The sequence below is a fragment of the Variovorax davisae genome (assembly GCF_030316845.1).
GTDB lineage: Bacteria > Pseudomonadota > Gammaproteobacteria > Burkholderiales > Burkholderiaceae_C > Variovorax > Variovorax davisae.
Genome location: NZ_JASZYS010000018.1, coordinates 57,324 through 78,441, shown reverse-complemented (window position 1 = coordinate 78,441; position 21,118 = coordinate 57,324). Strand labels below are relative to the sequence as shown.

General features: G+C 71.8%; 24 protein-coding genes. 11 read left to right on the top strand and 13 right to left on the bottom strand.

What is annotated here, in order from left to right; translation table 11 throughout:
• Window positions 1-11 precede the first annotated feature (11 nt).
• Complete coding sequence (locus tag QTI33_RS30635; protein ID WP_286510338.1) at window positions 12-1,778, bottom strand: ATP-binding response regulator; 1,767 nt, start codon at window positions 1,776-1,778, stop codon at window positions 12-14.
• A gap of 59 nt (window positions 1,779-1,837) precedes the next feature.
• Between QTI33_RS30635 and QTI33_RS30630 the strand changes: the two genes are divergently transcribed.
• The 3 genes from QTI33_RS30630 to QTI33_RS30620 are packed head-to-tail and all read left to right on the top strand — an operon-like array spanning window position 1,838 to window position 4,222.
• Window positions 1,838-3,055, top strand: coding sequence for a THUMP domain-containing class I SAM-dependent RNA methyltransferase (locus QTI33_RS30630; RefSeq protein WP_286510337.1), 1,218 nt, complete (start codon window positions 1,838-1,840; stop codon window positions 3,053-3,055).
• A 50-nt stretch (window positions 3,056-3,105) separates the two neighbouring features.
• On the top strand, window positions 3,106-3,810 hold the full coding sequence (locus tag QTI33_RS30625) for a glutathione S-transferase N-terminal domain-containing protein (protein WP_286510336.1): 705 nt from the start codon (window positions 3,106-3,108) through the stop codon (window positions 3,808-3,810).
• A 7-nt stretch (window positions 3,811-3,817) separates the two neighbouring features.
• On the top strand, window positions 3,818-4,222 hold the full coding sequence (locus QTI33_RS30620; protein WP_286510335.1) for a putative toxin-antitoxin system toxin component, PIN family: 405 nt from the start codon (window positions 3,818-3,820) through the stop codon (window positions 4,220-4,222).
• A gap of 6 nt (window positions 4,223-4,228) precedes the next feature.
• On the opposite strand, the gene QTI33_RS30615 is transcribed toward QTI33_RS30620, so the two are convergent.
• Complete coding sequence (locus QTI33_RS30615; protein WP_286510334.1) at window positions 4,229-5,116, bottom strand: BUD32 family EKC/KEOPS complex subunit; 888 nt, start codon at window positions 5,114-5,116, stop codon at window positions 4,229-4,231.
• Window positions 5,113-6,768 carry an FMN-binding glutamate synthase family protein gene (locus QTI33_RS30610; RefSeq protein ID WP_286510333.1) on the bottom strand — a complete coding sequence of 552 codons (1,656 nt, stop codon included), beginning with the start codon at window positions 6,766-6,768 and terminating at the stop codon, window positions 5,113-5,115. Before QTI33_RS30610 ends, QTI33_RS30615 begins: the two co-directional genes overlap by 4 nt.
• A gap of 64 nt (window positions 6,769-6,832) precedes the next feature.
• On the opposite strand from QTI33_RS30610, the gene QTI33_RS30605 reads away from it, so the two are divergent.
• The 5 genes from QTI33_RS30605 to QTI33_RS30585 are packed head-to-tail and all read left to right on the top strand — an operon-like array spanning window position 6,833 to window position 10,261.
• Window positions 6,833-7,618, top strand: coding sequence for a UPF0149 family protein (locus QTI33_RS30605; protein WP_286510332.1), 786 nt, complete (start codon window positions 6,833-6,835; stop codon window positions 7,616-7,618).
• Between the two features lie 52 nt (window positions 7,619-7,670).
• Window positions 7,671-8,864 carry an MFS transporter gene (locus tag QTI33_RS30600; protein WP_286510406.1) on the top strand — a complete coding sequence of 398 codons (1,194 nt, stop codon included), beginning with the start codon at window positions 7,671-7,673 and terminating at the stop codon, window positions 8,862-8,864.
• A gap of 23 nt (window positions 8,865-8,887) precedes the next feature.
• On the top strand, window positions 8,888-9,799 hold the full coding sequence (locus QTI33_RS30595) for a ketopantoate reductase family protein (RefSeq protein ID WP_286510331.1): 912 nt from the start codon (window positions 8,888-8,890) through the stop codon (window positions 9,797-9,799).
• Window positions 9,796-10,047, top strand: coding sequence for a DUF3297 family protein (locus QTI33_RS30590; protein WP_286510330.1), 252 nt, complete (start codon window positions 9,796-9,798; stop codon window positions 10,045-10,047). The genes QTI33_RS30595 and QTI33_RS30590 overlap by 4 nt, the downstream gene beginning before the upstream one ends.
• A gap of 58 nt (window positions 10,048-10,105) precedes the next feature.
• Window positions 10,106-10,261: a hypothetical protein gene (locus QTI33_RS30585; RefSeq protein WP_286510329.1), complete on the top strand. Its 156-nt coding sequence runs from the start codon at window positions 10,106-10,108 to the stop codon at window positions 10,259-10,261.
• 13 nt (window positions 10,262-10,274) lie between these two features.
• On the opposite strand, the gene QTI33_RS30580 is transcribed toward QTI33_RS30585, so the two are convergent.
• The 5 genes from QTI33_RS30580 to QTI33_RS30560 are packed head-to-tail and all read right to left on the bottom strand — an operon-like array spanning window position 10,275 to window position 12,843.
• Window positions 10,275-10,583 carry a GNAT family N-acetyltransferase gene (locus QTI33_RS30580; protein ID WP_353506365.1) on the bottom strand — a complete coding sequence of 103 codons (309 nt, stop codon included), beginning with the start codon at window positions 10,581-10,583 and terminating at the stop codon, window positions 10,275-10,277.
• Between the two features lie 20 nt (window positions 10,584-10,603).
• The gene (locus QTI33_RS30575) at window positions 10,604-11,089 is read right to left on the bottom strand and encodes a nuclear transport factor 2 family protein (RefSeq protein WP_286510328.1); all 486 of its coding nucleotides are present in this window, start codon (window positions 11,087-11,089) and stop codon (window positions 10,604-10,606) included.
• 16 nt (window positions 11,090-11,105) lie between these two features.
• Window positions 11,106-11,618: a CinA family protein gene (locus QTI33_RS30570; RefSeq protein WP_286510327.1), complete on the bottom strand. Its 513-nt coding sequence runs from the start codon at window positions 11,616-11,618 to the stop codon at window positions 11,106-11,108.
• A gap of 5 nt (window positions 11,619-11,623) precedes the next feature.
• Complete coding sequence (locus tag QTI33_RS30565; protein ID WP_286510326.1) at window positions 11,624-12,175, bottom strand: phosphatidylglycerophosphatase A family protein; 552 nt, start codon at window positions 12,173-12,175, stop codon at window positions 11,624-11,626.
• Window positions 12,175-12,843, bottom strand: coding sequence for a helix-turn-helix transcriptional regulator (locus tag QTI33_RS30560; protein WP_286510325.1), 669 nt, complete (start codon window positions 12,841-12,843; stop codon window positions 12,175-12,177). Before QTI33_RS30560 ends, QTI33_RS30565 begins: the two co-directional genes overlap by 1 nt.
• Window positions 12,844-12,930: 87 nt before the next feature.
• Between QTI33_RS30560 and QTI33_RS30555 the strand changes: the two genes are divergently transcribed.
• Window positions 12,931-14,388: an MFS transporter gene (locus QTI33_RS30555; RefSeq protein ID WP_286510324.1), complete on the top strand. Its 1,458-nt coding sequence runs from the start codon at window positions 12,931-12,933 to the stop codon at window positions 14,386-14,388.
• Here QTI33_RS30555 and QTI33_RS30550 read toward each other — a convergent pair.
• Window positions 14,363-14,632: a hypothetical protein gene (locus QTI33_RS30550; RefSeq protein ID WP_286510323.1), complete on the bottom strand. Its 270-nt coding sequence runs from the start codon at window positions 14,630-14,632 to the stop codon at window positions 14,363-14,365. The genes QTI33_RS30555 and QTI33_RS30550 overlap by 26 nt on opposite strands.
• A 123-nt stretch (window positions 14,633-14,755) precedes the next feature.
• Between QTI33_RS30550 and QTI33_RS30545 the strand changes: the two genes are divergently transcribed.
• Entirely contained in the window at window positions 14,756-15,370 is a 615-nt protein-coding gene (locus QTI33_RS30545) for a response regulator (RefSeq protein WP_286510322.1), read from the top strand.
• Window positions 15,370-17,187 carry an ATP-binding response regulator gene (locus QTI33_RS30540; protein ID WP_286510321.1) on the top strand — a complete coding sequence of 606 codons (1,818 nt, stop codon included), beginning with the start codon at window positions 15,370-15,372 and terminating at the stop codon, window positions 17,185-17,187. Before QTI33_RS30545 ends, QTI33_RS30540 begins: the two co-directional genes overlap by 1 nt.
• Window positions 17,188-17,194: 7 nt before the next feature.
• Here QTI33_RS30540 and thiL read toward each other — a convergent pair whose 3' ends face one another.
• From thiL to apaG, 4 genes are all read right to left on the bottom strand, one after another.
• Complete coding sequence (gene thiL, locus QTI33_RS30535) at window positions 17,195-18,163, bottom strand: thiamine-phosphate kinase (RefSeq protein ID WP_286510320.1); 969 nt, start codon at window positions 18,161-18,163, stop codon at window positions 17,195-17,197.
• Window positions 18,164-18,170: 7 nt separating this feature from the next.
• On the bottom strand, window positions 18,171-19,295 hold the full coding sequence (locus QTI33_RS30530; RefSeq protein WP_286510404.1) for a YbdK family carboxylate-amine ligase: 1,125 nt from the start codon (window positions 19,293-19,295) through the stop codon (window positions 18,171-18,173).
• A 59-nt stretch (window positions 19,296-19,354) separates the two neighbouring features.
• Window positions 19,355-20,623 (bottom strand): cation:proton antiporter, encoded by a 1,269-nt coding sequence (locus tag QTI33_RS30525; protein WP_286510319.1) that lies wholly within the window; start codon window positions 20,621-20,623, stop codon window positions 19,355-19,357.
• An 83-nt stretch (window positions 20,624-20,706) separates the two neighbouring features.
• Window positions 20,707-21,102 (bottom strand): Co2+/Mg2+ efflux facilitator ApaG/CorD, encoded by a 396-nt coding sequence (gene apaG / locus QTI33_RS30520; protein ID WP_286510318.1) that lies wholly within the window; start codon window positions 21,100-21,102, stop codon window positions 20,707-20,709.
• Window positions 21,103-21,118: the final 16 nt, after the last annotated feature.

Sequence of the window (21,118 nt, the reverse complement as noted above, 5' to 3'; positions counted from 1 at the left end):
GCATAGGCGCTTCAGCGCTGCAGGCGCCGCAGCAGCGCCTGCAGGGTGCCGGGCTGCACGGGCTTCCGCAGCGCCTGCCAGCCGCGCTCGTGCGCCAGCTGCCGGGTGGCGTCGTCGATGTCGGCCGAGACCAGCGCGATCGGCAGTCCGGGGCGGCGGCGCTGGAGCTCGGTCGCCAGCGCGATGCCGTCGAGCCGGCCAGGCAGGCGGATGTCGCACAGCGCGATGTCGAAAGGCGCCAGGTCGGGCAGCGCGAGCGCCTCGGCCGCGCTGCCGCAGAGCTGCGGCCGGGCGCCCCACAGGCGCAGCAGCGCCGCGATGCCGTCGGCCACCACGGCGTTGTCCTCCACCACCAGCACGACCAGGCCGGGGCGCAGCGGCAGCGGCGCCGGCGCGGCCTCGGCGTCCGCCGCCGGCGTCGGCGGCGCCAGCGGCACCCCCGGCGGGGCCGCCGGCAGCGTGAAGGCGAACACCGAGCCGCGCCCCGGCGCCGAGCGCAGCGACATCTCGACGCCCAGCCGCAGCGCCAGCCGGCGCACGATCGCCAGGCCCAGCCCGTGGCCGCGCTGCAGGTTGCGTTCGACGTTGCCGACCTGCTCGAAGTCGCCGAACACGCGCTCCTGGGCTTCGGGTGCGATGCCGATCCCGGCGTCGCGGACCTCGATGCGCCAGTGCTCGCCGCGCCGGCGGCAGGCCAGCAGCACGCGGCCGCGGGGCGTGAACTTGAGGGCGTTGTCGACCAGGTTGCCGAGGATCCGGCGCAGCGCCACCCGATCGGTCCAGACCACGGCCGTGGCCGGGCAGCGCACCCGCACCCGGCCGCTGCCGGCCTGGCGCGCGAATTCGTTCAAAAGCGGCGCCAGCGCGACCGCCACCGGCGAGATCGGATCGGCGGCGGCCTCGATGCGGCCGATCTCGAGCAGCTGGTCGGTCAGCCCCTCGAGCGCCTGCTGGGCCCGCGACAGCGCGGCCACCGTGTTCATCACGCGCGCCATGTCCTCGCCCGCATGGAGCTGCTGGCGCAGCACCTCGGCCTGCAGGCCCATCGCCATCACCGGCTGGCGCAGGTCGTGGTTGGCGGCCGAGAAGAAGCGCAGGCGCTCGGCCTGGGCCTGCTGCGCCTCCTGCAGCCCGGCCATCGCCTGCTGGCGCAGCGTGCTTTCGTTGTGGCGCAGGCCGATGTTCTCCTCGAGCTGGCGGGAGCGTTCCGACACCAGCTTCCAGACCATCGCCAGCAGTCCGATGCCGAGCAGCGACAGCACCTTCATGACCGGCGCGCCCAGGGCCAGCCCCATGCCGATCACCGGCGCCAGCAGCAGGGTGATCGCGAGCTGCATCGCCGGCGTGTGGTAGGAGACCGAGAAGGCCGAGGACAGCGTCATCGCCATCACCACCAGGCCGATCATCAGCTGCGAGGTCGGATCCTGCGGATTGAACAGCAGGATGCCGGCCAGGCCGTGGGCGCCCTCGTGCAGCGCGATGCGCAGCGTGTGCTGGCGCAGCGCCGACGGCAGGTTGTCGGGGGTCAGCGGCAGCGGGAGCCGTTGCGGGAAGAAGCCGCGGTAGGCGGTGGAGGCCGCGATCAGCGCCAGCCAGGCGGCGGCGTGCGGCACCGAGTATTGCCAGGCGAACAGGGCCGCCACGCCGCAGTCGAGCAGGAACTGGACCCACAGCACCGGCCCGCTCGGCTGGGCGCTGAGCCGCAGCACCTCGCAGCGGATGGCGAACCGGTCCGCGCCGGCGGCCTCGGGGGATGCGGGGGTGGGCGAGAAGCTCATCGGCCGGTCGACTATAGAACAGCAAGGCTGTCCGGGCCCGGTCGGGCGACAATCGCGGCGTGAACGATCTCTCGCTTTTTCTCCCTTGCGCCGCCGGCGTCGAGGATTTCCTGGCGCAGGAAGTGCATGCGCTGACCGGGCGCGTGGGGCAGGACCTGCTCACGCTGCGCGGCGGCGTGCGGGTGCGCTGCGACTGGCGCGACGCCCTCCAGCTCAACCTGCACAGCCGGCTGGCCCAGCGGGTGCTGATCGAGCTGGCCCATGCGCCCTACCGCAGCGAGAACGACCTCTACGCGATCGCCAGCGGCGTCGCCTGGGAGATCTGGTTCACGCCGAAGCAGACCTTCAAGATCGAGACCACGGCCCAGCACAGCCCGCTGCAGAGCCTGAACTTCGCCACCCTGCGCATCAAGGACGCGATCGCCGATCGCTTCCGCGCCAAGGCCGGCGGGGTGCGCCCGAGCATCGAGACCCAATGGCCCGATTGCCGCGTCTTCGCCCACCTCACGACCGACACCTGCACGCTCTACATCGACACCTCGGGCGAGCCGCTGTTCAAGCGCGGCTGGCGCCAGGACAAGGGCGATGCGCCGCTCAAGGAGACCCTGGCGGCGGCGATGCTGGCGGCCAGCGGCTGGTGGAACCCGGAAACCGGCGCGGTGGCCGCCCAGCCGCTCTACGACCCCTGCTGCGGCAGCGGCACCATCGCCATCGAGGCGGCGCAGATCGCCGCGGGCATCGCCGCCGGCTCGCTGCGGCGCTTCGGCTTCGAGAAGCTGCTGCCCTTCCAGGCCCATGTCTGGTCGGCCCTGAAGGCCGCGTCGGTGCCGGCGTCGCCGCCGCAGGCGCCGGCGATCTTCGGCTCCGACGTCTCGCACCGCATGGTCGACTTCGCCGAGCGCAATGCCGAGCGCGCCGGCGTGGCGTCGGCGATCCAGTTCCGCGGCGGCGATGCCCTGCAGCGCATGCCGCCCGCCGAATCGGGCGTGATCGTGCTCAACCCGCCCTATGGCGAGCGGATCGAGGTCGGCGGCGTGGCCCGCGGCCGCGAGGATGCGCAGACCGAGGACGGCGGCGAGTTCTTCGTCCAGCTCGCCAGCCACTGGAAAAAGAACTACGCCGGCTGGACCGCCTGGGTGCTGACGCCCGAGCTGCAGCTGCCCAAGCGCATGCGCCTGAAGGAATCGCGCCGGGTGCCGATGTGGAACGGGCCGATCGAGTGCCGGCTGTTCAGGTTCGACATGGTGGCGGGCTCCGCACGCGGCAAGGCCGCTTGAGACAGAATGCGGCCCACCCCGGGCCGCTGCGGCCCGACACAGGAATCTTCATGACCGATTTGTCCGCCTTCCCGATCACCAAGAAGTGGCCTGCCGTCCACCCCGACCGGCTGCAGCTCTACTCGCTGCCGACGCCCAACGGCGTCAAGGTGTCGATCATGCTCGAGGAGACCGGGCTCGCCTACGAGCCGCACCTGGTCAGCTTCGAGACCAACGACCAGATGTCGCCGGCCTTCCTCTCGCTCAACCCGAACAACAAGATCCCGGCCATCCTCGACCCGAACGGCCCGGGCGGCGAGCCGCTGGCGCTGTTCGAGTCGGGCGCGATCCTGGTCTACCTGGCCGACAAGACCGGCCAGCTGATCCCGCAGGATGCGGCCGGCCGCTACCAGACCCTGCAGTGGCTGATGTTCCAGATGGGCGGCATCGGCCCGATGTTCGGCCAGCTCGGCTTCTTCAACAAGTTCGCCGGCAAGGCCTACGAGGACAAGCGCCCGCGCGACCGCTACGTGGCCGAGTCGCGGCGCCTGCTGGGCGTGCTGGAGCAGCGGCTGGCCGGCCGCGCCTGGCTGATGGGCGATGCCTACACGATCGCCGACATCGCGACCTTCCCCTGGGTGCGCAACCTGGTCGGCTTCTACGAGGCCGGCGACCTGGTCGGCTTTGCCGACTTCCCCAACGTGGGCCGCGTGCTGGAGGCTTTCCTGAAGCGCCCGGCGGTGGTGGCCGGGCTCAACATCCCCAAGCGCGGCTGAGCCTCCGGTGCGGGTCGTCATCGACACCAACATCGCGCTCGACCTGCTGGTGTTCGACGACCCGGCCCAGGCCGCGCTGAGCGAGGCCCTGGCGGCCGGCGCGCTCGAATGGATCGCGACCGCCGCGATGCGCGACGAACTGGCGCGGGTGCTCGGCTATCCGCTGATCGCCAGGCGCCTGGCGTCCAGGGCGTTGGCGGCCGACGCGGTGCTGGCGGCCTTCGATGCCCGGACGCGCCGGGTCGAGGGCGCGCCCCCGCGCGCACCCTGCGTGTGCAGCGATCCAGACGACCAGGTCTTCATCGATCTCGCGGTGGCCCACGGCGCGCGGCTGTTGAGCAAGGACCGCGCGGTGCTGTCCATGCGCAAGCGGCTGGCGGCCCGCGGCGTCGCGGTGTCGCCGGCGTTCTAGGACCCGCTAGTACCAGCGCGCCAGCAAGCGCGCCACCGCCCGCACCCGCTGCGTGTCGCGGCCCCAGCGCCGGCCCGCGGGCAGGTGCCGCAGCCAGCGCATGCGCCCGGCCGCGATCGCCAGGCGGTCGCGCACGTCCTCGCTGGCCTGGTCCAGCACCTCGTGCCATTGGGCGGCGGCCGCATGCGGCGAGGCGGCATCGACCAGCATCGCGGTGGAGTGCAGGTAGCTCAGCCAGTCGCGCGCCTGGCATTCGGCCAGCGGCAGCGTCTCGCCGGGGTCGTCCTCGAAATCGATGTAGCCGATGGTGCCGTCGGGGCAGGCCACCAGGTTGCGGTCGAAGGCCTGGCTCAGGTAGGTCTGGCGCGCGTGCACCACCGCGATCGCCGCCAGCCCCTCGCGCCAGGTCGCCAGCAGTGCGACCGGCCCGGCCGCGGCGGCCTGGTCGAGCCGCTCCTGCAGCACCACCGGCGGCCGGCCGCTCTGTCCGAGGTCGGAGATCAGCAGGCCGTCGGCCTGCTGCGCCAGCACCGCCGGCACCCGCAGGCCGGCCGCGCCGAGCTGGCGCAGGCGCTCGGCCTCGATCGCGATCGCCGCCTCGCCGCCCGGGTTCGGCACCGGCTTGAGCACGTCCAGCCGCAGCGCGCCGGCGATCGCCGCCAGCAGGTGGTAGCGCAGCTTGCCGTGGCGCGGCCCGGCCTTCTTGAGCCAGACGCGCTCGCTGCCGAACCGGTGGCTGGCCACGGCCTTGTCCTGCTGCGGCAGCGTGAGGCGCAGGAACTCGGCGTAGTCCTCGGGCAGCGGCGGCGCGCCGGATTCGAGCGGCGCCGGTGCGGAGGCCATGCTCTTGCGCATCTGTACGCGCGTGGACGCGCCTCGTCGGACCGGATTCATAGCGACATGGCGAGCGGCTGGAAGCTCTGCGCGCTGGCCAGCGGCCAATACATGCGGAACACGTTGTGCTGGCCGTCGAGCGGCCCGAGCAGCGCGCCGGGCTGCACCTGCATCACCAGGTTGCTGAGCAGCCGCACCTCGGTGTCGGAGATGCGCCGCACGATGTGGTGGGCCGTGATCTGCTGCGGGTGGTCGAGGCCGGCGGCCTGCACCAGCTCCTGCAGCGCATGCAGCGTGCTGCGGTGGAAATTGCGCACCCGGTCGGCCTTGGTCGGCACCACCAGCGCCTGCTGGCGCACCGGGTCCTGGGTGGTCACGCCGGTCGGGCAGAAGCCGGTGTGGCAGGCCTGGGCCTGGATGCAGCCCAGCGACATCATGAAGCCGCGCGCCGCGTTGCACCAGTCGGCGCCCAGCGCCATCATGCGCGCCAGGTCGAAGGCGGTGATCACCTTGCCGGCGCAGCCGATCTTGATGCGCTCGCGCAGGCCGACGCCGACCAGCGTGTTGTGCACCAGCAGCAGGCCCTCCTGCAGCGGCGCGCCGACGTGGTCGCTGAATTCGACCGGCGCCGCCCCGGTGCCGCCCTCGGCGCCGTCGACCACGATGAAGTCGGGCGTCAGGCCGGTCTGCTGCATCGCCTTGACGATCGCGAACCATTCCCAGGGATGGCCCAGGCAGAACTTGAAGCCGGTCGGCTTGCCGCCCGAGAGCACGCGCAGCCGGGCGATGAAATGCAGCATCTCGACCGGGGTCGAGAAGGCGCTGTGGGACGACGGCGAGATGCAGTCCACGCCCACCGGCACGCCGCGCGCGGCGGCGATCTCGGCCGTCACCTTGGGCGCCGGCAGCACGCCGCCGTGGCCGGGCTTGGCGCCCTGGCTCAGCTTGACCTCGATCATCTTCACCTGCGGGTCGCGCGCATTGGCGATGAAGCGCTCCTCGCTGAAGGAGCCATCGTCGTTGCGGCAGCCGAAGTAGCCCGAGCCGATCTCCCAGATCAGGTCGCCGCCATGCACGCGGTGGTGCGAGGAGATCGAGCCCTCGCCGGTGTCGTGCGCGAAGCCGCCGAGGCGGGCGCCCTGGTTCAGGGCCAGGATCGCGTTGGCCGACAGCGCGCCGAAGCTCATCGCCGAGATGTTGAACACGCTGGCGCTGTAGGGCTGGGTGCAGGTCTCGCCCGCGGGCGAGGCCGGGTTGGGCGTGCCGCCGATGACGATGCGGAAGTCGTGGTCGGCCAGCCGGGTCGGCCGCATCGAGTGGTTGATCCACTCGTAGCCCGAAACCGTGACGTCGAGCTGGGTGCCGAAGGGCCGGTTGTCGGGCTCGCCCTTGCTGCGCTGGTAGACCAGCGAGCGCTGGGCGCGCGAGAACGGCGCCGCCTCGGCGTCGCTTTCGATGAAGTACTGCCGCATCTCGGGGCGGATGTATTCCAGCAGGAAGCGCAGGTGGCCGATGACCGGGTAGTTGCGCAGGATCGCGTGGCGGGACTGGCGCAGGTCGTGCACGCCGGTGCCGGTGAGCCCGCCGAAGACGGCCAGCGCCAACCAGGCGGCCCAAAGCTGTGGGGCGAGCAGCACGGCCACCAGGCTGGCGACCGCGCCGGCCGCGGACAGCGCGAACGCGGTGTAGCGCGCCGGGAACGGCGAAATCATCGGTGTCGAAATAGTGGGTCTCCGCAAGCCTTGCTGCATCATAGAGGGCTGCATTTGTAACGCCATGACAACCCAGCCCGACACCCCGACCCCCGCCCCGACCGATGCCGCCCCGCTCGGCCCCGACGATTTCGATGCCCAGGACCAGGTCCTCGACGCCCTGCGCGAGCACGACGACGAGACGCCCCAGTGGGAGTTCTGCGAGGGCTTCATGGCCGCGCTGGTCTGCAGCCGGCGCCCGATCGAGCCCAGCGAATACTGGCCCGTGCTGCTGGGCGAGGGCTTCGTGCCGGCGCAGCACATGGAATTCGTCTGGCGCTGGAAGCGGCGCTGGCGCGAGATCGAGACCGGCCTCGACGCCGACGTGGAGTCGCTCGACGACGAGCGCACCTGGCAGCCCGAGGTGCTCGACACCCGCGGCGCGATCGCCGCCCTGCCGGAAGAAGAGCGCGCCGAGATGGCGGGCGAGGCGATCCCGTCCTTCGCCCAGGTCTGGGCGCTGGGCTTCATGTACGCGGTCGAGAACTGGCCCGACGACTGGGCGCCGCCGCGCGACAAGGAAGCGGCCGGGATGCTCGACGAGGCGCTCGACGCCATCGTCACCCTGACCGAGGACGACACCGGCAAGCCGGCGCTCTCGATGTATGCCGAAGACGGCCCGCCCAGCGTCAGCCAGCAGCGCGTGGACGACTTCGGCGCCGCGATCTGGGCCGTGTACGACCTGCGCCAGCTGTGGCGCAGCATGGGGCCGCGGGTCGAGACGATCCGCAAGGAAGCGACGCCGGGCCGCAACGACCCCTGCCCCTGCGGCAGCGGGAAAAAGTACAAGAAGTGCCACGGTGCCGGTTGAGCCGGCCGGATCCGCGACGCCACCGGCGCTGACGCTGCGCGCCGCCTGGGCCATGGTGCTGGCCCTGTGCACCGCGTTCGCGCTGAGCCAGTCCTTCCGCACTGTCGGGGCGATCATGGCCAGCCAGCTGCAGGCCGAGTTCAAGCTCTCCGCCCAGGCGCTCGGCCTGTTCTCGGCCGCCTTCCATTTCTCCTTCGGCGCGATGCAGCTCTTCATGGGCATCGGCATCGACCTGCACGGCGTGCGCCGCACCGTGCTGACCGCCTTTCCGCTCGCCATCGCCGGCGCGCTGCTGTCGGCCCTGTCGACCGACTACCGGGTGCTGGTGGCCGGGCAGGTGCTGATCGGCGTCGGCTGCGCGCCGGCCTTCCTGGTCTGCACGGTGTTCATCGCGCGGCACTTTCCCGCGGCGCGCTTCGCTTCCGTGTCGGGCCTGGTGCTGGGCATCGGCGGCGTCGGCATGCTGATCACCGGCACCCCGCTCGCGTGGCTGGTGCAGGAGCGTTCCTGGCGCATGGGCTTCGTCGTGCTGGCCGCCGCCTCGGTGCTGGCCTGGCTGGCGATCTGGCGCTGGGTGCGCGAGCCGGTGCGTCCGGGCGGCCAGCCGCGGGAGTCGGCGCTCGCGGCGCTGCGCCAGTTCGGCTCGCTGTTCGCGCTGCCGCACACGCTCGGCATCCTGGTGCTGGGCGCCGTGACCTATGCCGCCTTCATCTCGCTGCGCGGGCTCTGGCTCGGGCCGCTGCTGATCGAGCGCCACGGCTACACGCTGGTGCAGAGCGGCAATGTCGCCTTGATCGTCTCTCTCATCTCGCTGGTCGGCCCGCCGCTGTTCGGCCGGATCGACCGCGAGGGCCCGGTGCGGCGGCGCCGCATCATCGGCTGCAGCCTGGCCTATGCCGCGCTGTTCGCCGCCATCGGCTTCTTCACCGAGGCCTGGATCGACGTCGGCGGCACGATCGCGATCGGGCTGCTGTCGGGCTTCATCGTCTGGCAGTACGCCGATGTGCGGGCGGCCTATCCGGCGGCCATCACGGGCCGCGCGATGGCGGTCTTCACGATGGCGATGTTCCTCGGCGTGGCATTGATGCAGTGGGTCACGGGCGTCGCGGCATCCATCGCGGTGGCACATGGCGCGGAGCCCTTCACCGCGGTGCTGGCGACCATCGCAGCCCTGTTGCTGGCTGCGACCATCGGCTTTGCGCTGCTTCCGGCACCCGCGCCGCGGCCGGGGCGGGTGTCTTCGTAGCGGTTCATCGATCGGAGGTGGGAATGAAGATGGCTGTCATGGGCGCCGGCGCGGTCGGCTGCTACTACGGCGCGATGCTGGCGCGGCAGGGCCACGAGGTCGTGCTGATCGGGCGTGCGCCGCATGTCGATGCCGTGCGGACCCTCGGGCTGCGGCTCGAGACCGCGGACTTCGACCAGCGGATCGGGCTGGCGGCCAGCACCGAGGCCAGCGCCGCGCAGGGCGCGGAGCTGGTGCTGTTCTGCGTCAAGTCGACCGACACCGAAGCCGCCGGCGCGCTGCTCGCGCCCTGGCTCGCGCCAGAGGCGCTGGTGCTGTGCCTGCAGAACGGGGTCGACAACGCCGAGCGCCTGCGCGGCGTGCTGCCGCAGGAGGTGGCCGCGGCGGTCGTCTACGTCGCGACCGAGATGGCCGGGCCGGGGCACGTGAAGCATCACGGGCGCGGCGAACTGGTGATCGAGCCGTCCTCCCGCAGCGGTGCGCTGGCGCAGGTGCTGGCCGAGGCCGGGGTCCCGGTCGAGATCTCGGACAACGTGCGCGGCGCGCTGTGGGCCAAGCTGATCCTCAACTGCGCCTACAACGCCCTGTCGGCCATCACGCAACTGCCCTACGGCCGGATCGTCGACGGGGTCGGCGTGGCCGAGGTGCTGCGCGATGTCGTGGCCGAGTGCGTCGCGGTCGCCGAGGCCGACGGCGTGCGGCTGCCGGCCGACCTGGACGGCGCGGTGCGCCGCATTGCCGAGACCATGCCGACGCAGTACTCGTCCACGGCGCAGGACCTGGCGCGCGGCCGGGCGAGCGAGATCGACCACCTGAACGGCCACATCCTCCAGCGCGGCGCGCTGCTGGGCGTGGCGACGCCGGTCAACCGCGTGCTGCACACGCTGGTCAGGCTGCTGGAGCGAAAGAACGCCGAGGCAAAATCCACGACATGACCGAAAACACGTCCCTTCCCCCGCTGCCCGACCACCTGTCGATCGACCCGCGCAGCCCGCACCACGTCGCCGCCGTCTTCGAGCACGACATCGGCATCCGCTTCAACGGCAAGGACCGCTCCGACGTCGAGGAGTACTGCATCAGCGAAGGCTGGATCAAGGTGCCCGCGGGCCGCACGCTCGACCGCAAGGGCAAGCCGCTTCTGATCAAGCTCAAGGGCAAGGTCGAGGTCTTCTATCAGGACTGAGCGCTGCGCCCTGGCACTGGCCCTGGCGGTGCTCGCCGCCGGCTGTGCGTCGCGCCCCGTGCCGCGCGTGACGCGGCTGGGCGATGGCGTCTTCCAGTCGCCCAGCGCGCAGGATGCCGAGGCCTACTGCCGCAACTTCGGCGCCCCGATGCGCTTCCTGGGCGCCCCGGGAGCGGGCGGGCCGGCGGGCGAGGTCACTTACCGCTGCGACTGACCGCCCAGCCTCCTCAGATCTTGAAAGCCCGCTGCACGTCCGGCCGCACCAGGTCGGCGTAGTCGCGGTGCTTGCGGATGTAGCCGGCGATGAACTGGCAGACCGGGATCACGTGCTTGCCGTCGGTCCGGGCCTCGTCGAGCACGTGCCGGGCGAGCGCCGATCCCACGCCCTTGCCTTCGAAGGCCTCCAGCACCTCCGTGTGGGTGAACATGATGGCTTCGCTCAGCAGGTTGTATTCGCAGTAGCCCGCGAGTTCGCCGCCGATGCGGGCTTCGTAGCGGTGCTCGGCGGGGTTGTTGGCGATCGCGATGTCGGTCATGGGTGGGGGTCCGTCGGGGTTCAGGGGTTGCGGGCGAGAAAAGCCTGGAGGTTCGCCGCCGCGGTGGCGCGCACCTTCTTTTTCAGCATCGGCGACCAGCCCAGCAGCAGGCCGGGCGTGCCCAGCGCCTGCCGCGACCAGCGCCAGAAATCGAAACGGTCGCGCTGGGTGGCGATCAGGCCTTCGGGGGTGAAGGTGAAGCGGGAGTCGATCGCGTTGTCGACGATGCGGCCGGTGGCGCTGAAGAGATAGTGCGCATCCCAATGCGCCTTGCCGGCGGCGGCATCGGCTTCGATGTCGCGGTATGTCAGCTTCCAGACCGCGGCGCCCTTGGCCTGGGTGCCGCTGCAGAGCATCTTCCACATGCCGCCGACTTCGCGCGCGCCGCGCAGCGAGAAGGCCTCGTCGTCGAAGCGCGCATCCGGCGCATAACAAGCGGCCATGGTGTCGGCGTCGAGCCGGGCGAAGGCATCGTAGAAGCGACGCAGGGTCTGTTCGTTTTGCATGCGGCATCCTAAGGGCTCAGGCCCCGCGCACGAGTTCGACCAGCGTCTGCAGCGCGTAGTGCACCGTGGCCGCGCGCACGGCCGCGCGGTCGCCGTCGAAGCGGCGGCGCTCGGTGCGCGTGCGCCCATCGACCGACCAGCCGAACCAGACGGTGCCGACCGGCTTCTCGGCCGAGCCGCCGCTGGGTCCGGCGACGCCGGTGACGGCGACCGAGGCCTGGGCCCGCGAGCGGGCGACCGCGCCTTCGGCCATCGCCCGGGCCACCGGCTCGCTGACCGCGCCATGGGCCTCGATCAGCGCGGGGTCGACGCCCAGCAGCTCGCTCTTGGCTTCGTTCGAGTAGGTCACGAAGCCGCGCTCGAACCAGACGCTGGAGCCCGCGAGGTCGGTGCAGGCGCCGGCGATCAGGCCGCCGGTGCAGCTCTCGGCCGTGGCCATCATCCAGCCCTTCGGCGGCAGCAGGTCGGCGAGCCGAAGCACCAGGGCGGCGACGTCGAGGTCGGTCAGGGAGATCGGGTGGTCGTTCATCGGGTTCACCATGCGCGCCAGGCGGCGATCACCAGCAGCGTGCAGAAGGCCGCTACCAGGTCGTCGAACAGGATGCCGAAGCCCGCGGCGCGCCAGCCGGTCGTGCCGTCGGCCGAGGCGCGCGGCTTGAACAGCCGGTCGGCCCAGCCCACCGGGCCCGGCTTGACGGCATCGAAGAAGCGGAACAGCCCGAAGGCGACCAGCTGGGCCAGCAGCCCGCCGGGCAGCACCAGCCAGAGGATGATCCAGAAGGCGACCACCTCGTCCCAGACGATGCTGCCGGGGTCGGCGATGTTCATGTGGCGGGCGGTCACGGTGCAGGCCCACCAGCCGATCGGCAGCGACGCCAGGATCACCCAGCCGATGGCGGCGCTCGACAGCCAGCGCTGCATCACGAGGAACGCGACCCAGGCCCACAGGGTGCCGACGGTGCCGGGCGCCCGCCGCGGCAGTCCGGAGCCGAAGCCCAGGGCGATCAGGTGCGCCGGATGCGCGAACAGGAAGCGCAGGGTCGGGCGGAACGGGGCGGCGACAGGGGAATCGGAAGCGGTTGGCATCAGCCCGCAGTGTCGCCCATCTTGGGCTGCGCATCGGTGACCGGCGTGATGCGGTAGACGCAGCGGCGCGCGCCGGCGATCAGGTGCTCCTCGCGGCGCAGCCGGCCCTGGGGCCCTGCCACTTCGCGGAACAACGCCAGCTCGGAGCGGCAGAAGCCCTGGCAGGCCTCGGCGGCGACGCAGATCGGGCAGTGGTCCTCGATCAGCAGCCAGTCGTCGCCATCGGCCTCCAGCCGCGCCATGTAGCCTTCCTGGTCGCGCAACGCGGCCAGCCTGCGCAGCCGCGGCGCCAGTTCGGGCAGGTCGCGGCAGGCTTCCAGGTAGGTGGTGCGGGAGGCGTCTTCGCGGCGGGCGATGAGTTGTTCGAGCCCGGCTTCGCCGAACACCTCGCGCACCGTGTCGACCAGCTGGCGCGTGAGTTCGGCATGCCGGTCGGGAAAACGGGCGTGGCCGCGGGCGCTCAGCGACCAGGCCTGGCCGGGCCGTCCGACCCCGGAAGGCGCTTCGGCGACGCCACGCAGCAGATCGGCTTCCACCAGCTTGTTCACCTGCTGCCGCACCGCCTCGGTGGTGGTGTGCAGCGCGGCCGCCAGCGCGGCCGTCGACATCGGGCCGCGGCTTTTCAGGAGCAGCAGGATGCGATCGGCGGTGGTGGCGCTGGGCGTCATGTTATCCAAGAGTTTACTTGCCTAATTGAGGCGTGCGGTTAATATCCAAGTCATACCTTTGATAATTCCCGCCAGAGAGCCGATTCCATGTCCTCGTTGTCCACCGCCGCCCTCCAGCCCCCGACCGCGTCGTGGGCCGAACTTTTCTCGGGGCGCAACGCGTGGCGCGCGGTCGCCGTCACCGGCGGCGTCGCGCTGCATGCGGTCAACGTCCACATCGTGACCACCGTCCTGCCCTCGGTGGTGCAGGAGATCGGCGGGGTCGCCTGGTATGCCTGGAACACCACGCTGTTCGTGGCGGCGTCGATCCTCGGGGCCACGCTGTCGGTGCGGCTGCTGCAGCAGTTCGGGCCGCGCCGCAGCTACCTGGCGGCGCTGGCGGTGTTCGTGCTGGGCAGCATCGGCTGCGCCACGGCGCCGGACATGGCCTGGATGCTGGCCGGACGCACGGTGCAGGGGCTGGGCGGCGGCGTGCTGGCGGCCTTGGGCTATGCCTTGATCCGCCTGATGTTCGAGGCCCGGCTGTGGCCGCGCGCGGTGGCGCTGGTGTCGGGCATGTGGGGTGTCGCGACCCTGTGCGGGCCGGCGGTCGGCGGCGTCTTCGCCCAGCTGGGGCATTGGCGCTGGGCCTTCTGGGCCCTGCTGCCGGTGGCGCTGGGGCAGGCGCTGATCGTCGGCCTGCAGCTGCCGGCGCGCCACGCCGGCGAGGCGGGCGGGTCCCGCGTCGCCCTGCCGATCGGTCAGATCCTGCTGCTGATCGCTTCGGCCTTGAGCGTGGCGACCGCGAGCCTGTTCGACACGCTGTCGGCCCAACTCGGCATGGTGCTCTTCGGGCTGGCGCTGGGCCTGGCGCTGGTGCGCATCGACCGCCGCGCCAGGGTCCGCCTGCTGCCGACCGGCGCCTGCGCCCCCTTCACCGCCTTCGGGGCGATCTACGCCAGCGTGGCGTTGCTGCTGATCGGCACCGACACGGAGATCTTCGTGCCGTATTTCCTGCAGACGCTGCACGGCCATTCGCCGCTCGCCGCCGGCTACCTCACGGCCGCGATGGCCGGCGGCTGGAGCGCGGCCTCGCTGCTGTCCGCCGGCCGCACCGGCGCGCGGGCCGACCGCATGCTGCGCTTCGGCCCGCTGGTGAGCATGGCCGGCCTGGTCGGACTGTGGCTGCTGGTGCCGGTGGCGCGCTTCGGGCCGGCGGCCCAGACCCTGGGCCTGGCGCTGGCGCTGGGCGCCACCGGCTTCGGCGTCGGCATGGGATGGCCGCATCTGCTGACCCGGGTGCTGACGCTGGCGCCGCGCGGCGAGGAGAACCTGGCCTCGGCGTCGATCACCACCGTGCAGCTCTACGGCATGGCGATCGGTGCCGCGGTGGCCGGCCTGGTGGCGAACGCCGCCGGGCTGACCGCGCCCGGCGGCCCTGCGGGCGCGCAATCGGCGGCTGGCTGGCTGTTCGGGAGTTTTGCGCTGGCACCCGCGCTCGCGGCCGGGCTGGCCTGGCGCGTCGTGGCCCGGCCGGCGCTCAGGCCGGCTGGAAGTGCTGGCTGATGCGGCGGGCCACCGCCAGCGGCGTGTTGCGCAGCGCATCGACGGCGCAGGCGCCCAGGAACAGGCCGTCGAACTTGAGTTCCGCCTGCGAGAAGTAGCGGCCCAGCGATTCGCCGGCGTCGCGCAGGCAGTGCTCCAGCGCGGCGAAGCTGCGGCTTTCTTCCTGCACCGCACCGCCCTGGGCGCTGATGCGGTGGCGGAAGGCATCCGGTCCGATGCGTTGGATGTCGATCAGGGGCTTCATTCGGCGGGGCGGCAGGCGGGGGTCGTCAATGAGAGAGCTTCGGCGCTTCGATGGTCGCGTCTCGGGCGCCGCGGGTAAATAGTCCATTTGGACCGGTTCGACTTCGCGCAGAATTGTTGCCGTATGTTGCCGGCCCGAATTCTCCTCATCGACGACCACGCGCTGTTCCGCTGCGGACTTCGCATGGTCCTCGCCTCCGGCATTCCCGAGCTCGAAGTGGCCGAGGCGAGCTCGCTCGAAGAGGGACTGCGCGCCGGCATGGACGATCCCGCGCTGGTGCTGCTCGACATCCAGCTGCACGGGCTCAACGGCCTGGAGGGCATCGCGCTGGTGAAGCGCAAGTGGCCCGAGGCGGTGGTGGTGATCCTGTCGTCCGACGCCGGCCCGCACAACGTGCGCATGGCGCTGGAGCGCGGCGCCGCCGCCTTCGTCTCCAAGGCCGACAGCGCCGACAACATCCTGGCGGTGATCGAGCAGCTGCGCCGCGGCGAGCCGGCCAGCGCCGCCGCGCAGGCCGCGGCCGGCGAGGGCGCCGGCGCGCCCCAGCTGCTGACGCCGCGCCAGTTCGAGGTGCTGGACCTGCTGTGCCAGGGGCTGCCGAACAAGGTCATCGGGCGCCGCCTCGGGCTGTCGGAGAACACGGTGCGCGGGCACGTGCAGGCGGTGCTGGCGGCGCTGCAGGTGTCGAGCCGCTCCGAGGCCGGCTTCGCGGCGCGCCGCCGGGGCCTGGTCGGCTGATGACCCGATTCCTGCGGCTGGCCGACGGGCGCACGCTGGTCGAGCAGCTGCGGCTGCAGCTCGGCAACATCGGCAGTTCGGTGGGCCCGACGATCGGGGTCGCGCTGCTGCTGGTCTGGGTGCTCGCCAACGACAGCAACGCGCTGGCGCTGCGGCTGTGGGCCGGCATCGTGATCCTGATCAAGCTGTATTGCGCCCGCGATGCCCGCCGCACGCTGGCCCGCGAGATCTCGTTCGAGCGCGCGCCGCGGCTGGTCTGGCGGCAGATGGCGCTCAACTGCATCGACGCCGCCGCCTGGGGCGCCCTGGCCTGGGTCGCGCTGGGCAGCACCTCGACGGCCGGCAGCATCCTGGTCATCGCCGTGCTGGCGGGCGTGGCGGGCAGCTCGATGTCTTCGCTCTCGCCGGTGCTGCCGGTGTTCGTGATCTTCGGCGCGGTCGAGCTGGCCGTGGTGGCCGCCAAGCTGGTGCTGCTGGGCGACCCGGCCTACAACGCGCTCGGCGCGGCCGGGGTGCTGTACGTGGCGACGCTGTTCGGCCAGGCGCGCAACGGCGCCCGGGCGGCGCGGGCGGCGATCGACCTGCGCTTCGAGAACCTGGAGCTGATCGAGCGGCTGCGGGTCGAGACCGGCCATGCGCAGGCGGCCCAGCTCAAGGCCGACGAGGCCAACCTGGCGAAGTCCAAGTTCCTCGCCGCCGCCAGCCACGACCTGCGCCAGCCGATCCACGCCCAGGGGCTGTTCCTCGAGGTGCTGGCCCGCAGCAAGCTGTCGGCCGCCCAGTACGACGCCCTGGCCAACGCCCGCGCCACCTGGCACGCCTCGGCCGAGATGCTCGACACCCTGCTCGACTTCTCGCGCATCGAGGCCGGCGTGGTCGAGCCGCAGATGCAGGACTTCCAGCTGCAGCCGCTGCTCAACCGCATCGAGAACGAACTGGCGCCGCAGGCCGACGCCAAGGGCATCGTCTACCGCTCGCGGGAGACCCATGCGGCGGTGCGCTCCGATCCGGCGCTGGTGGCGCTGATCCTGCGCAACCTGGTGTCGAACGCGATCCGCTACACCGACAGCGGCGGCGTGCTGGTGGCCTGCCGGGTGCGCCGGCGCGAGCTGCTGCTCGAAGTCTGGGACACCGGCATCGGCATCGCGCCGACCCAGCAGGGCGAGATCTTTCGCGAGTTCCACCAGCTCGGCAACGCCGAGCGCGACCGGCGCAAGGGCCTGGGGCTGGGCCTGGCGATCGCCCAGGGCCTGGCGCGCGCGCTCGGCCACGCGCTGTCGCTGGTGTCGGTGCCGGGGCGCGGCAGCGTGTTCCGGCTGGCACTGCCGATGGCGCAGGCCAGCGTCGCCAGCGGCGCCCTGGAGGCGGCCGCGGGCCACGCCCGCGTGTTCGACGTCCGCGTGCTGGTGATCGACGACGACGAAGCAGTGCGCGCCGGCATGCGCCAGCTGCTGCGCGCCTGGGGCTGCGAATGCGATGTCGCCGACTCGATCGAGGAGGCCCAGGCGCTGGCCCGCGCCCACCCGCCGGGCCTGGTCATCAGCGACTACCGGCTGCGCGAGCTGCGCACCGGCGCCGAGGCCATCGCGGCGCTGCGCGCCGAGTTCGGCGAGCGCCTGCCGGCGCTGCTGATCACCGGCGACACGGCGCCGCAGCGCCTGCGCGAAGCCCGTGCCAGCGGCGTGCCGCTGCTGCACAAGCCGGTGTCGCCGAACGAGCTGTACCGGGGCCTGACCTGCGTGCTGAACGATCTCGAGATCGATTCGGCCTTCGCGGTGCTGGAGGCGGTGCCGGTGCCGACCCGGCGCCGCGCCTGACCCTGCTTCAGGCGAAGTGGTCGAAGGACGCGAAGCGCTGCGTCACGGCGGCGCCCCGCGCATCGACCAGCCGCAGGCCCGCCGCGGCCTCGATGGCGCCGATGCGCGTGACCGGCGTCGCGCTGGCGCGGCCCGCCTCTTCGACCGCGGCGCGCGCCGATTGCGGCGCGGTGAAGGCGAGCTCGTAGTCGTCGCCGCCGGCCAGTGCGCAGGCGCGCCGCAGCGCGATGTCCAGGCCGGCCGAATCGCCGGTCGCCAGCAGCTGCGCGGCGGCATCGGCGTCGATCTGCGCACCGACGCCGCTGGCTTTCAGGATGTGCCCGAGGTCGCCAACCAATCCGTCGCTGAGGTCGACCGCTGCCGTCGCGATGCCGCGCAGCGCCAGGCCGAGCGCGACCCGCGGCGTCGGCTGCTCCATGCGGCTGCGGGCCACGTCGAACAGGTCGGCCGGCAGCGCCAGGGTGCCGCGGAAGACCTCGAGCGCCAGGCGGGCATCGCCCAGCGTGCCGCTGGCCCAGACATCGTCGCCCACGCGCGCGCCCGAGCGCAGGAGCGCCGCGCCGGCCGGCACTTCGCCGAACACCGTGATGCAGAGATTGAGCGGGCCGCGCGTGGTGTCGCCGCCGACCAGCTCGCAGCCGTGTGCATCGGCCAGCGCGAACAGGCCGCGCGAGAAGCCGGCGAGCCAGGCCTCGTCGACCGCCGGCAGCGAGAGCGCCAGCGTGAAGGCCAGCGGCTGCGCACCGCAGGCGGCGAGGTCGCTGAGGTTGACCGCCAGCGCCTTGTGGCCGAGGCGCGCCGGGTCGACCGTCGACAGGAAGTGCCGCCCCTCGACCAGCATGTCGGAAGACACCGCCAGCTGCATGCCCGCCGCCGGCGCGAGCAGGGCGCAGTCGTCGCCCACGCCCAGCGGCGAGCGCCGCGCCGGGCGCGTGAAGTAGCGCGCGATGAGATCGAATTCGCCGCTGCCGCTCATGCCGTGCTCACACCGTGGTGCTGCGGAAGCGCAGCGCGGCCTGCCGCACCACTTCGGCCAGCAGGCGCTCCTTGCCCTGCTTCTCGCGCAGCCAGCGGGCGTCGTTGCGGTTGGCCTCGACGCTGGTGCGCAGCTCGCCGAGCGCCTGCGTGGCGTTGAGGGCTTCGCTGTGCCATTCGAGCTGCGTCATGGTCATGAGGATATGGTCGCGCAGCGGCATGTGCTCGCCGCTGGCCGGGTCGACGTACAGCGCATCGAGGCCGAAGCGGCAGGCCTGGAAGCGGTTGTAGGTGTAGACCAGGTAGTCGTCCTCGGTCGGCGTGAAGGGCTGCTCCTGCAGGAACCAGGCCGCCAGCGACTGCACGTAGCCCGCCAGCGCGGCGGCGCGCTCCACCGTGAGCGGGGTGTCGAAGACGCGGATCTCGATGGTGCCGAATTCGGGCTTGGGCCGGATGTCCCAGTAGAAGTCCTTCATGCTGCGGACCACGCCGGTGCGGGTCATGCGCTTGAAGTAGTTCTCGAATTCGCGCCACGAGAGGGTGAAGGGCGCGCGGCCGGACAGCGGGAACGCGAACACCGAGTTGAGCCGGGCCGAGTCGAACTGCGTGTCCTGCCCCTGCACGAAGGGCGACGACGCCGACAGCGCGATGAAGTGCGGGATGTAGCGCGACATGCGGTGCAGCATCAGCAGCGCGGCGTCGGCATCGGGGCAGCCGATGTGCACGTGCTGGCCGAAGATCGTGAACTGCTTCGACAGGTAGCCGTACAGCTCGGACAGCTCGCGAAAGCGCGGCTTGTCGTAGATGCGCCGCTCGTGCCACTGCTGGAAGGCATGGGTGCCGCCGCCGACCACCGCGATGTTGAGCTTGTCGGCGTTGCGCACCAGCGCGTCGCGGATCGGCGTCAGCTGGGCGATCACGTCCTGCGCCGAATGGCAGACGTCGGTCGAGATCTCGATCATGCTCGAGGTCATCTCGGGCACCACGCTGCCGGGCAGCGGCGTCTGCGCCATCAGCCGCAGCATGTCCTCGGCATAGGGCGCCAGGTCGTAGTCGTGGGTGTTGACCAGCTGCAGCTCGAGCTCGACGCCGAGCGACAGCGCCACCGACTTGTTGAAGGGTTCGAGCGGCACCACCCGGCTGGCCGGCGTGTTGGCCGGCGCGCCGGTGGCGGGATCGATCGTGCGATGGCTCATCGTTGCGTGTCCTCCACGGTGCCGAAGGCCTCGGGGGTCCAAGGCGTGGAGCTCTCGCCGGCGGCGTGGATGGCGACCGTCGCGAGCACCGCGCCGAGCACCTCCATCAGCAGGATCGCCGGCAAGGCGATCTGGGTGATCATCGCGCCCAGCAGCGGCGAGGCCGTGACGAAGGCCGAGGTGATCAGCAGCGCGATCGAGGACAGCGGCGACATCGCGCAGCCGACCCAGAAGGCCTGCTTCCAGCTCGCGCCGCTGCCCGGGTTGGCGATCGCGACGCCGGCGATCTTGGCGGCCGCGCGCACGCCGATCACGCTCAGCACCACGCTGGCCACCGGCAGGCTCCAGTCGGCCTGGGCGGCGACGATCGAGACCAGCACGAACATCAGCATCGTCAGCAGCGAGGCCGCGGTGCCGAGCTGCCGCGGCCAGGCCCAGGGCTTGGGGTTGAGCGCCTTCAGCAGCACACCGCCGATCAGGGCCGCCAGCGGCGCCGAGCCGCCGAAATGCGCCGCCAGCGCGGCCCCGGCGGCGATGATCGCCAGCAGCAGGATCGAGGTGTTCTCGCTGGTCGGGCTCATGACGCGCAGCGCCGAGCGCAGCGACAGCGCCATCAGTCCGCCGACCACGAACGAAAGGCCAAGCACCACGCCGACCGGGTTGAGCCTCTCGAGCAGGCCGGTGGGCGCATGCTCGATCAGCCCGGCCTGCGCATAGCCGAGCGCCAGCGCGTAGAAGGTGTTGAGGGTGGCGAGCGTCATCGCGCGCTCGGTCACCGGGCCCGAGGCCCGGGTGTCCATCACGACCCGGCTCAGCACCGCCGGCGAGGCCACGATCGCCATCAGCGCGATCGGGTTGGCCACCGGGTCGGGTATGCCGAGCCAGTGCAGGGCCCAGAAGACGCCGAAGTAGGTCAAGGTCGACTCGAGCAGGCTTTGCACCAGCACCATCGGGTTGTGGCGGAACCAGCGCAGCGGCAGCCGGCCGCCGGCCTCGAACAGCACGATCGCCACGCCGAGCTCGAGCAGGAACAGGCTGATGCCCTGCAGCGGCCAGATCGCGCCCTCGAAGCCGGCGAAGCCGACCACGGTGCCGACGATCGAATAGCCGACCACCTTGGGCAGGCCCGCGTAGCGTTGCACCAGGTGGCCGGCCGCGGCCGCGGTGGCCAGCAGCAGCGACCACAGCACGGTCGGCAGGCCGGCCGAGGGCCGCACCCACTCCGACCAGAAACCCAGCAGATCATTGGGCAGGAAAGACGTCATCGATTCAGCTTGAGGGGGGCCTCGGCCCCCGCGGAAGATCCAGAGCGCGCAAGGCGTTCATGGCGCGAAAGAGAAAAGCGTGCTCAGTGCAGCACGCGCGAGGAGGGCATGTCGCCCGCGTCGGCTTCCAGCACCAGCGTGGGGATCGGAACGTCGAAGCGTTCGCCGCGCTCGGTGACGAAGAAGAAGCTGCCGTGCATGGTACCGCTGGGGGCCTGCAGCCGGCAGCCGCTGGTGTAGCGGAACGATTCCCCTGGCGCCAGCAGGGGCTGCTGGCCGATGACGCCGAGGCCGTCGACCTCCTGCGTGTGGCCGGAGGCGTCGGCGAAGATCCAGTGGCGCGCAATCAGCTGCGCCGCCACCTGGCCGTTGTTGGTGACCGTCACGGCGTAGGCGAAGGTGTGGACGCGGTCCTCGGGCGAGGACTGGTCTGGCAGGTAGCGGGGCTCGACCTGGACACTGATCGGTAGCGTGGACATCGCAGGGATACTAACG

What these genes read in the sequence shown, in the direction of transcription:
- QTI33_RS30635 (WP_286510338.1), bottom strand. Translation starts at nt 1,778, where the DNA reads ATGAGCTTCTCGCCCACCCCCGCATCCCCCGAGGCCGCCGGCGCGGAC.
- QTI33_RS30625 (WP_286510336.1), top strand. Translation starts at nt 3,106, where the DNA reads ATGACCGATTTGTCCGCCTTCCCGATCACCAAGAAGTGGCCTGCCGTC.
- QTI33_RS30615 (WP_286510334.1), bottom strand. Translation starts at nt 5,116, where the DNA reads ATGAATCCGGTCCGACGAGGCGCGTCCACGCGCGTACAGATGCGCAAG.
- QTI33_RS30610 (WP_286510333.1), bottom strand. Translation starts at nt 6,768, where the DNA reads ATGATTTCGCCGTTCCCGGCGCGCTACACCGCGTTCGCGCTGTCCGCG.
- QTI33_RS30605 (WP_286510332.1), top strand. Translation starts at nt 6,833, where the DNA reads ATGACAACCCAGCCCGACACCCCGACCCCCGCCCCGACCGATGCCGCC.
- QTI33_RS30600 (WP_286510406.1), top strand. Translation starts at nt 7,671, where the DNA reads ATGGTGCTGGCCCTGTGCACCGCGTTCGCGCTGAGCCAGTCCTTCCGC.
- QTI33_RS30595 (WP_286510331.1), top strand. Translation starts at nt 8,888, where the DNA reads ATGAAGATGGCTGTCATGGGCGCCGGCGCGGTCGGCTGCTACTACGGC.
- QTI33_RS30590 (WP_286510330.1), top strand. Translation starts at nt 9,796, where the DNA reads ATGACCGAAAACACGTCCCTTCCCCCGCTGCCCGACCACCTGTCGATC.
- QTI33_RS30580 (WP_353506365.1), bottom strand. Translation starts at nt 10,583, where the DNA reads ATGACCGACATCGCGATCGCCAACAACCCCGCCGAGCACCGCTACGAA.
- QTI33_RS30575 (WP_286510328.1), bottom strand. Translation starts at nt 11,089, where the DNA reads ATGCAAAACGAACAGACCCTGCGTCGCTTCTACGATGCCTTCGCCCGG.
- QTI33_RS30570 (WP_286510327.1), bottom strand. Translation starts at nt 11,618, where the DNA reads ATGAACGACCACCCGATCTCCCTGACCGACCTCGACGTCGCCGCCCTG.
- QTI33_RS30565 (WP_286510326.1), bottom strand. Translation starts at nt 12,175, where the DNA reads ATGCCAACCGCTTCCGATTCCCCTGTCGCCGCCCCGTTCCGCCCGACC.
- QTI33_RS30560 (WP_286510325.1), bottom strand. Translation starts at nt 12,843, where the DNA reads ATGACGCCCAGCGCCACCACCGCCGATCGCATCCTGCTGCTCCTGAAA.
- QTI33_RS30555 (WP_286510324.1), top strand. Translation starts at nt 12,931, where the DNA reads ATGTCCTCGTTGTCCACCGCCGCCCTCCAGCCCCCGACCGCGTCGTGG.
- QTI33_RS30550 (WP_286510323.1), bottom strand. Translation starts at nt 14,632, where the DNA reads ATGAAGCCCCTGATCGACATCCAACGCATCGGACCGGATGCCTTCCGC.
- QTI33_RS30545 (WP_286510322.1), top strand. Translation starts at nt 14,756, where the DNA reads ATGTTGCCGGCCCGAATTCTCCTCATCGACGACCACGCGCTGTTCCGC.
- QTI33_RS30540 (WP_286510321.1), top strand. Translation starts at nt 15,370, where the DNA reads ATGACCCGATTCCTGCGGCTGGCCGACGGGCGCACGCTGGTCGAGCAG.
- thiL (WP_286510320.1), bottom strand. Translation starts at nt 18,163, where the DNA reads ATGAGCGGCAGCGGCGAATTCGATCTCATCGCGCGCTACTTCACGCGC.
- QTI33_RS30525 (WP_286510319.1), bottom strand. Translation starts at nt 20,623, where the DNA reads ATGACGTCTTTCCTGCCCAATGATCTGCTGGGTTTCTGGTCGGAGTGG.
- apaG (WP_286510318.1), bottom strand. Translation starts at nt 21,102, where the DNA reads ATGTCCACGCTACCGATCAGTGTCCAGGTCGAGCCCCGCTACCTGCCA.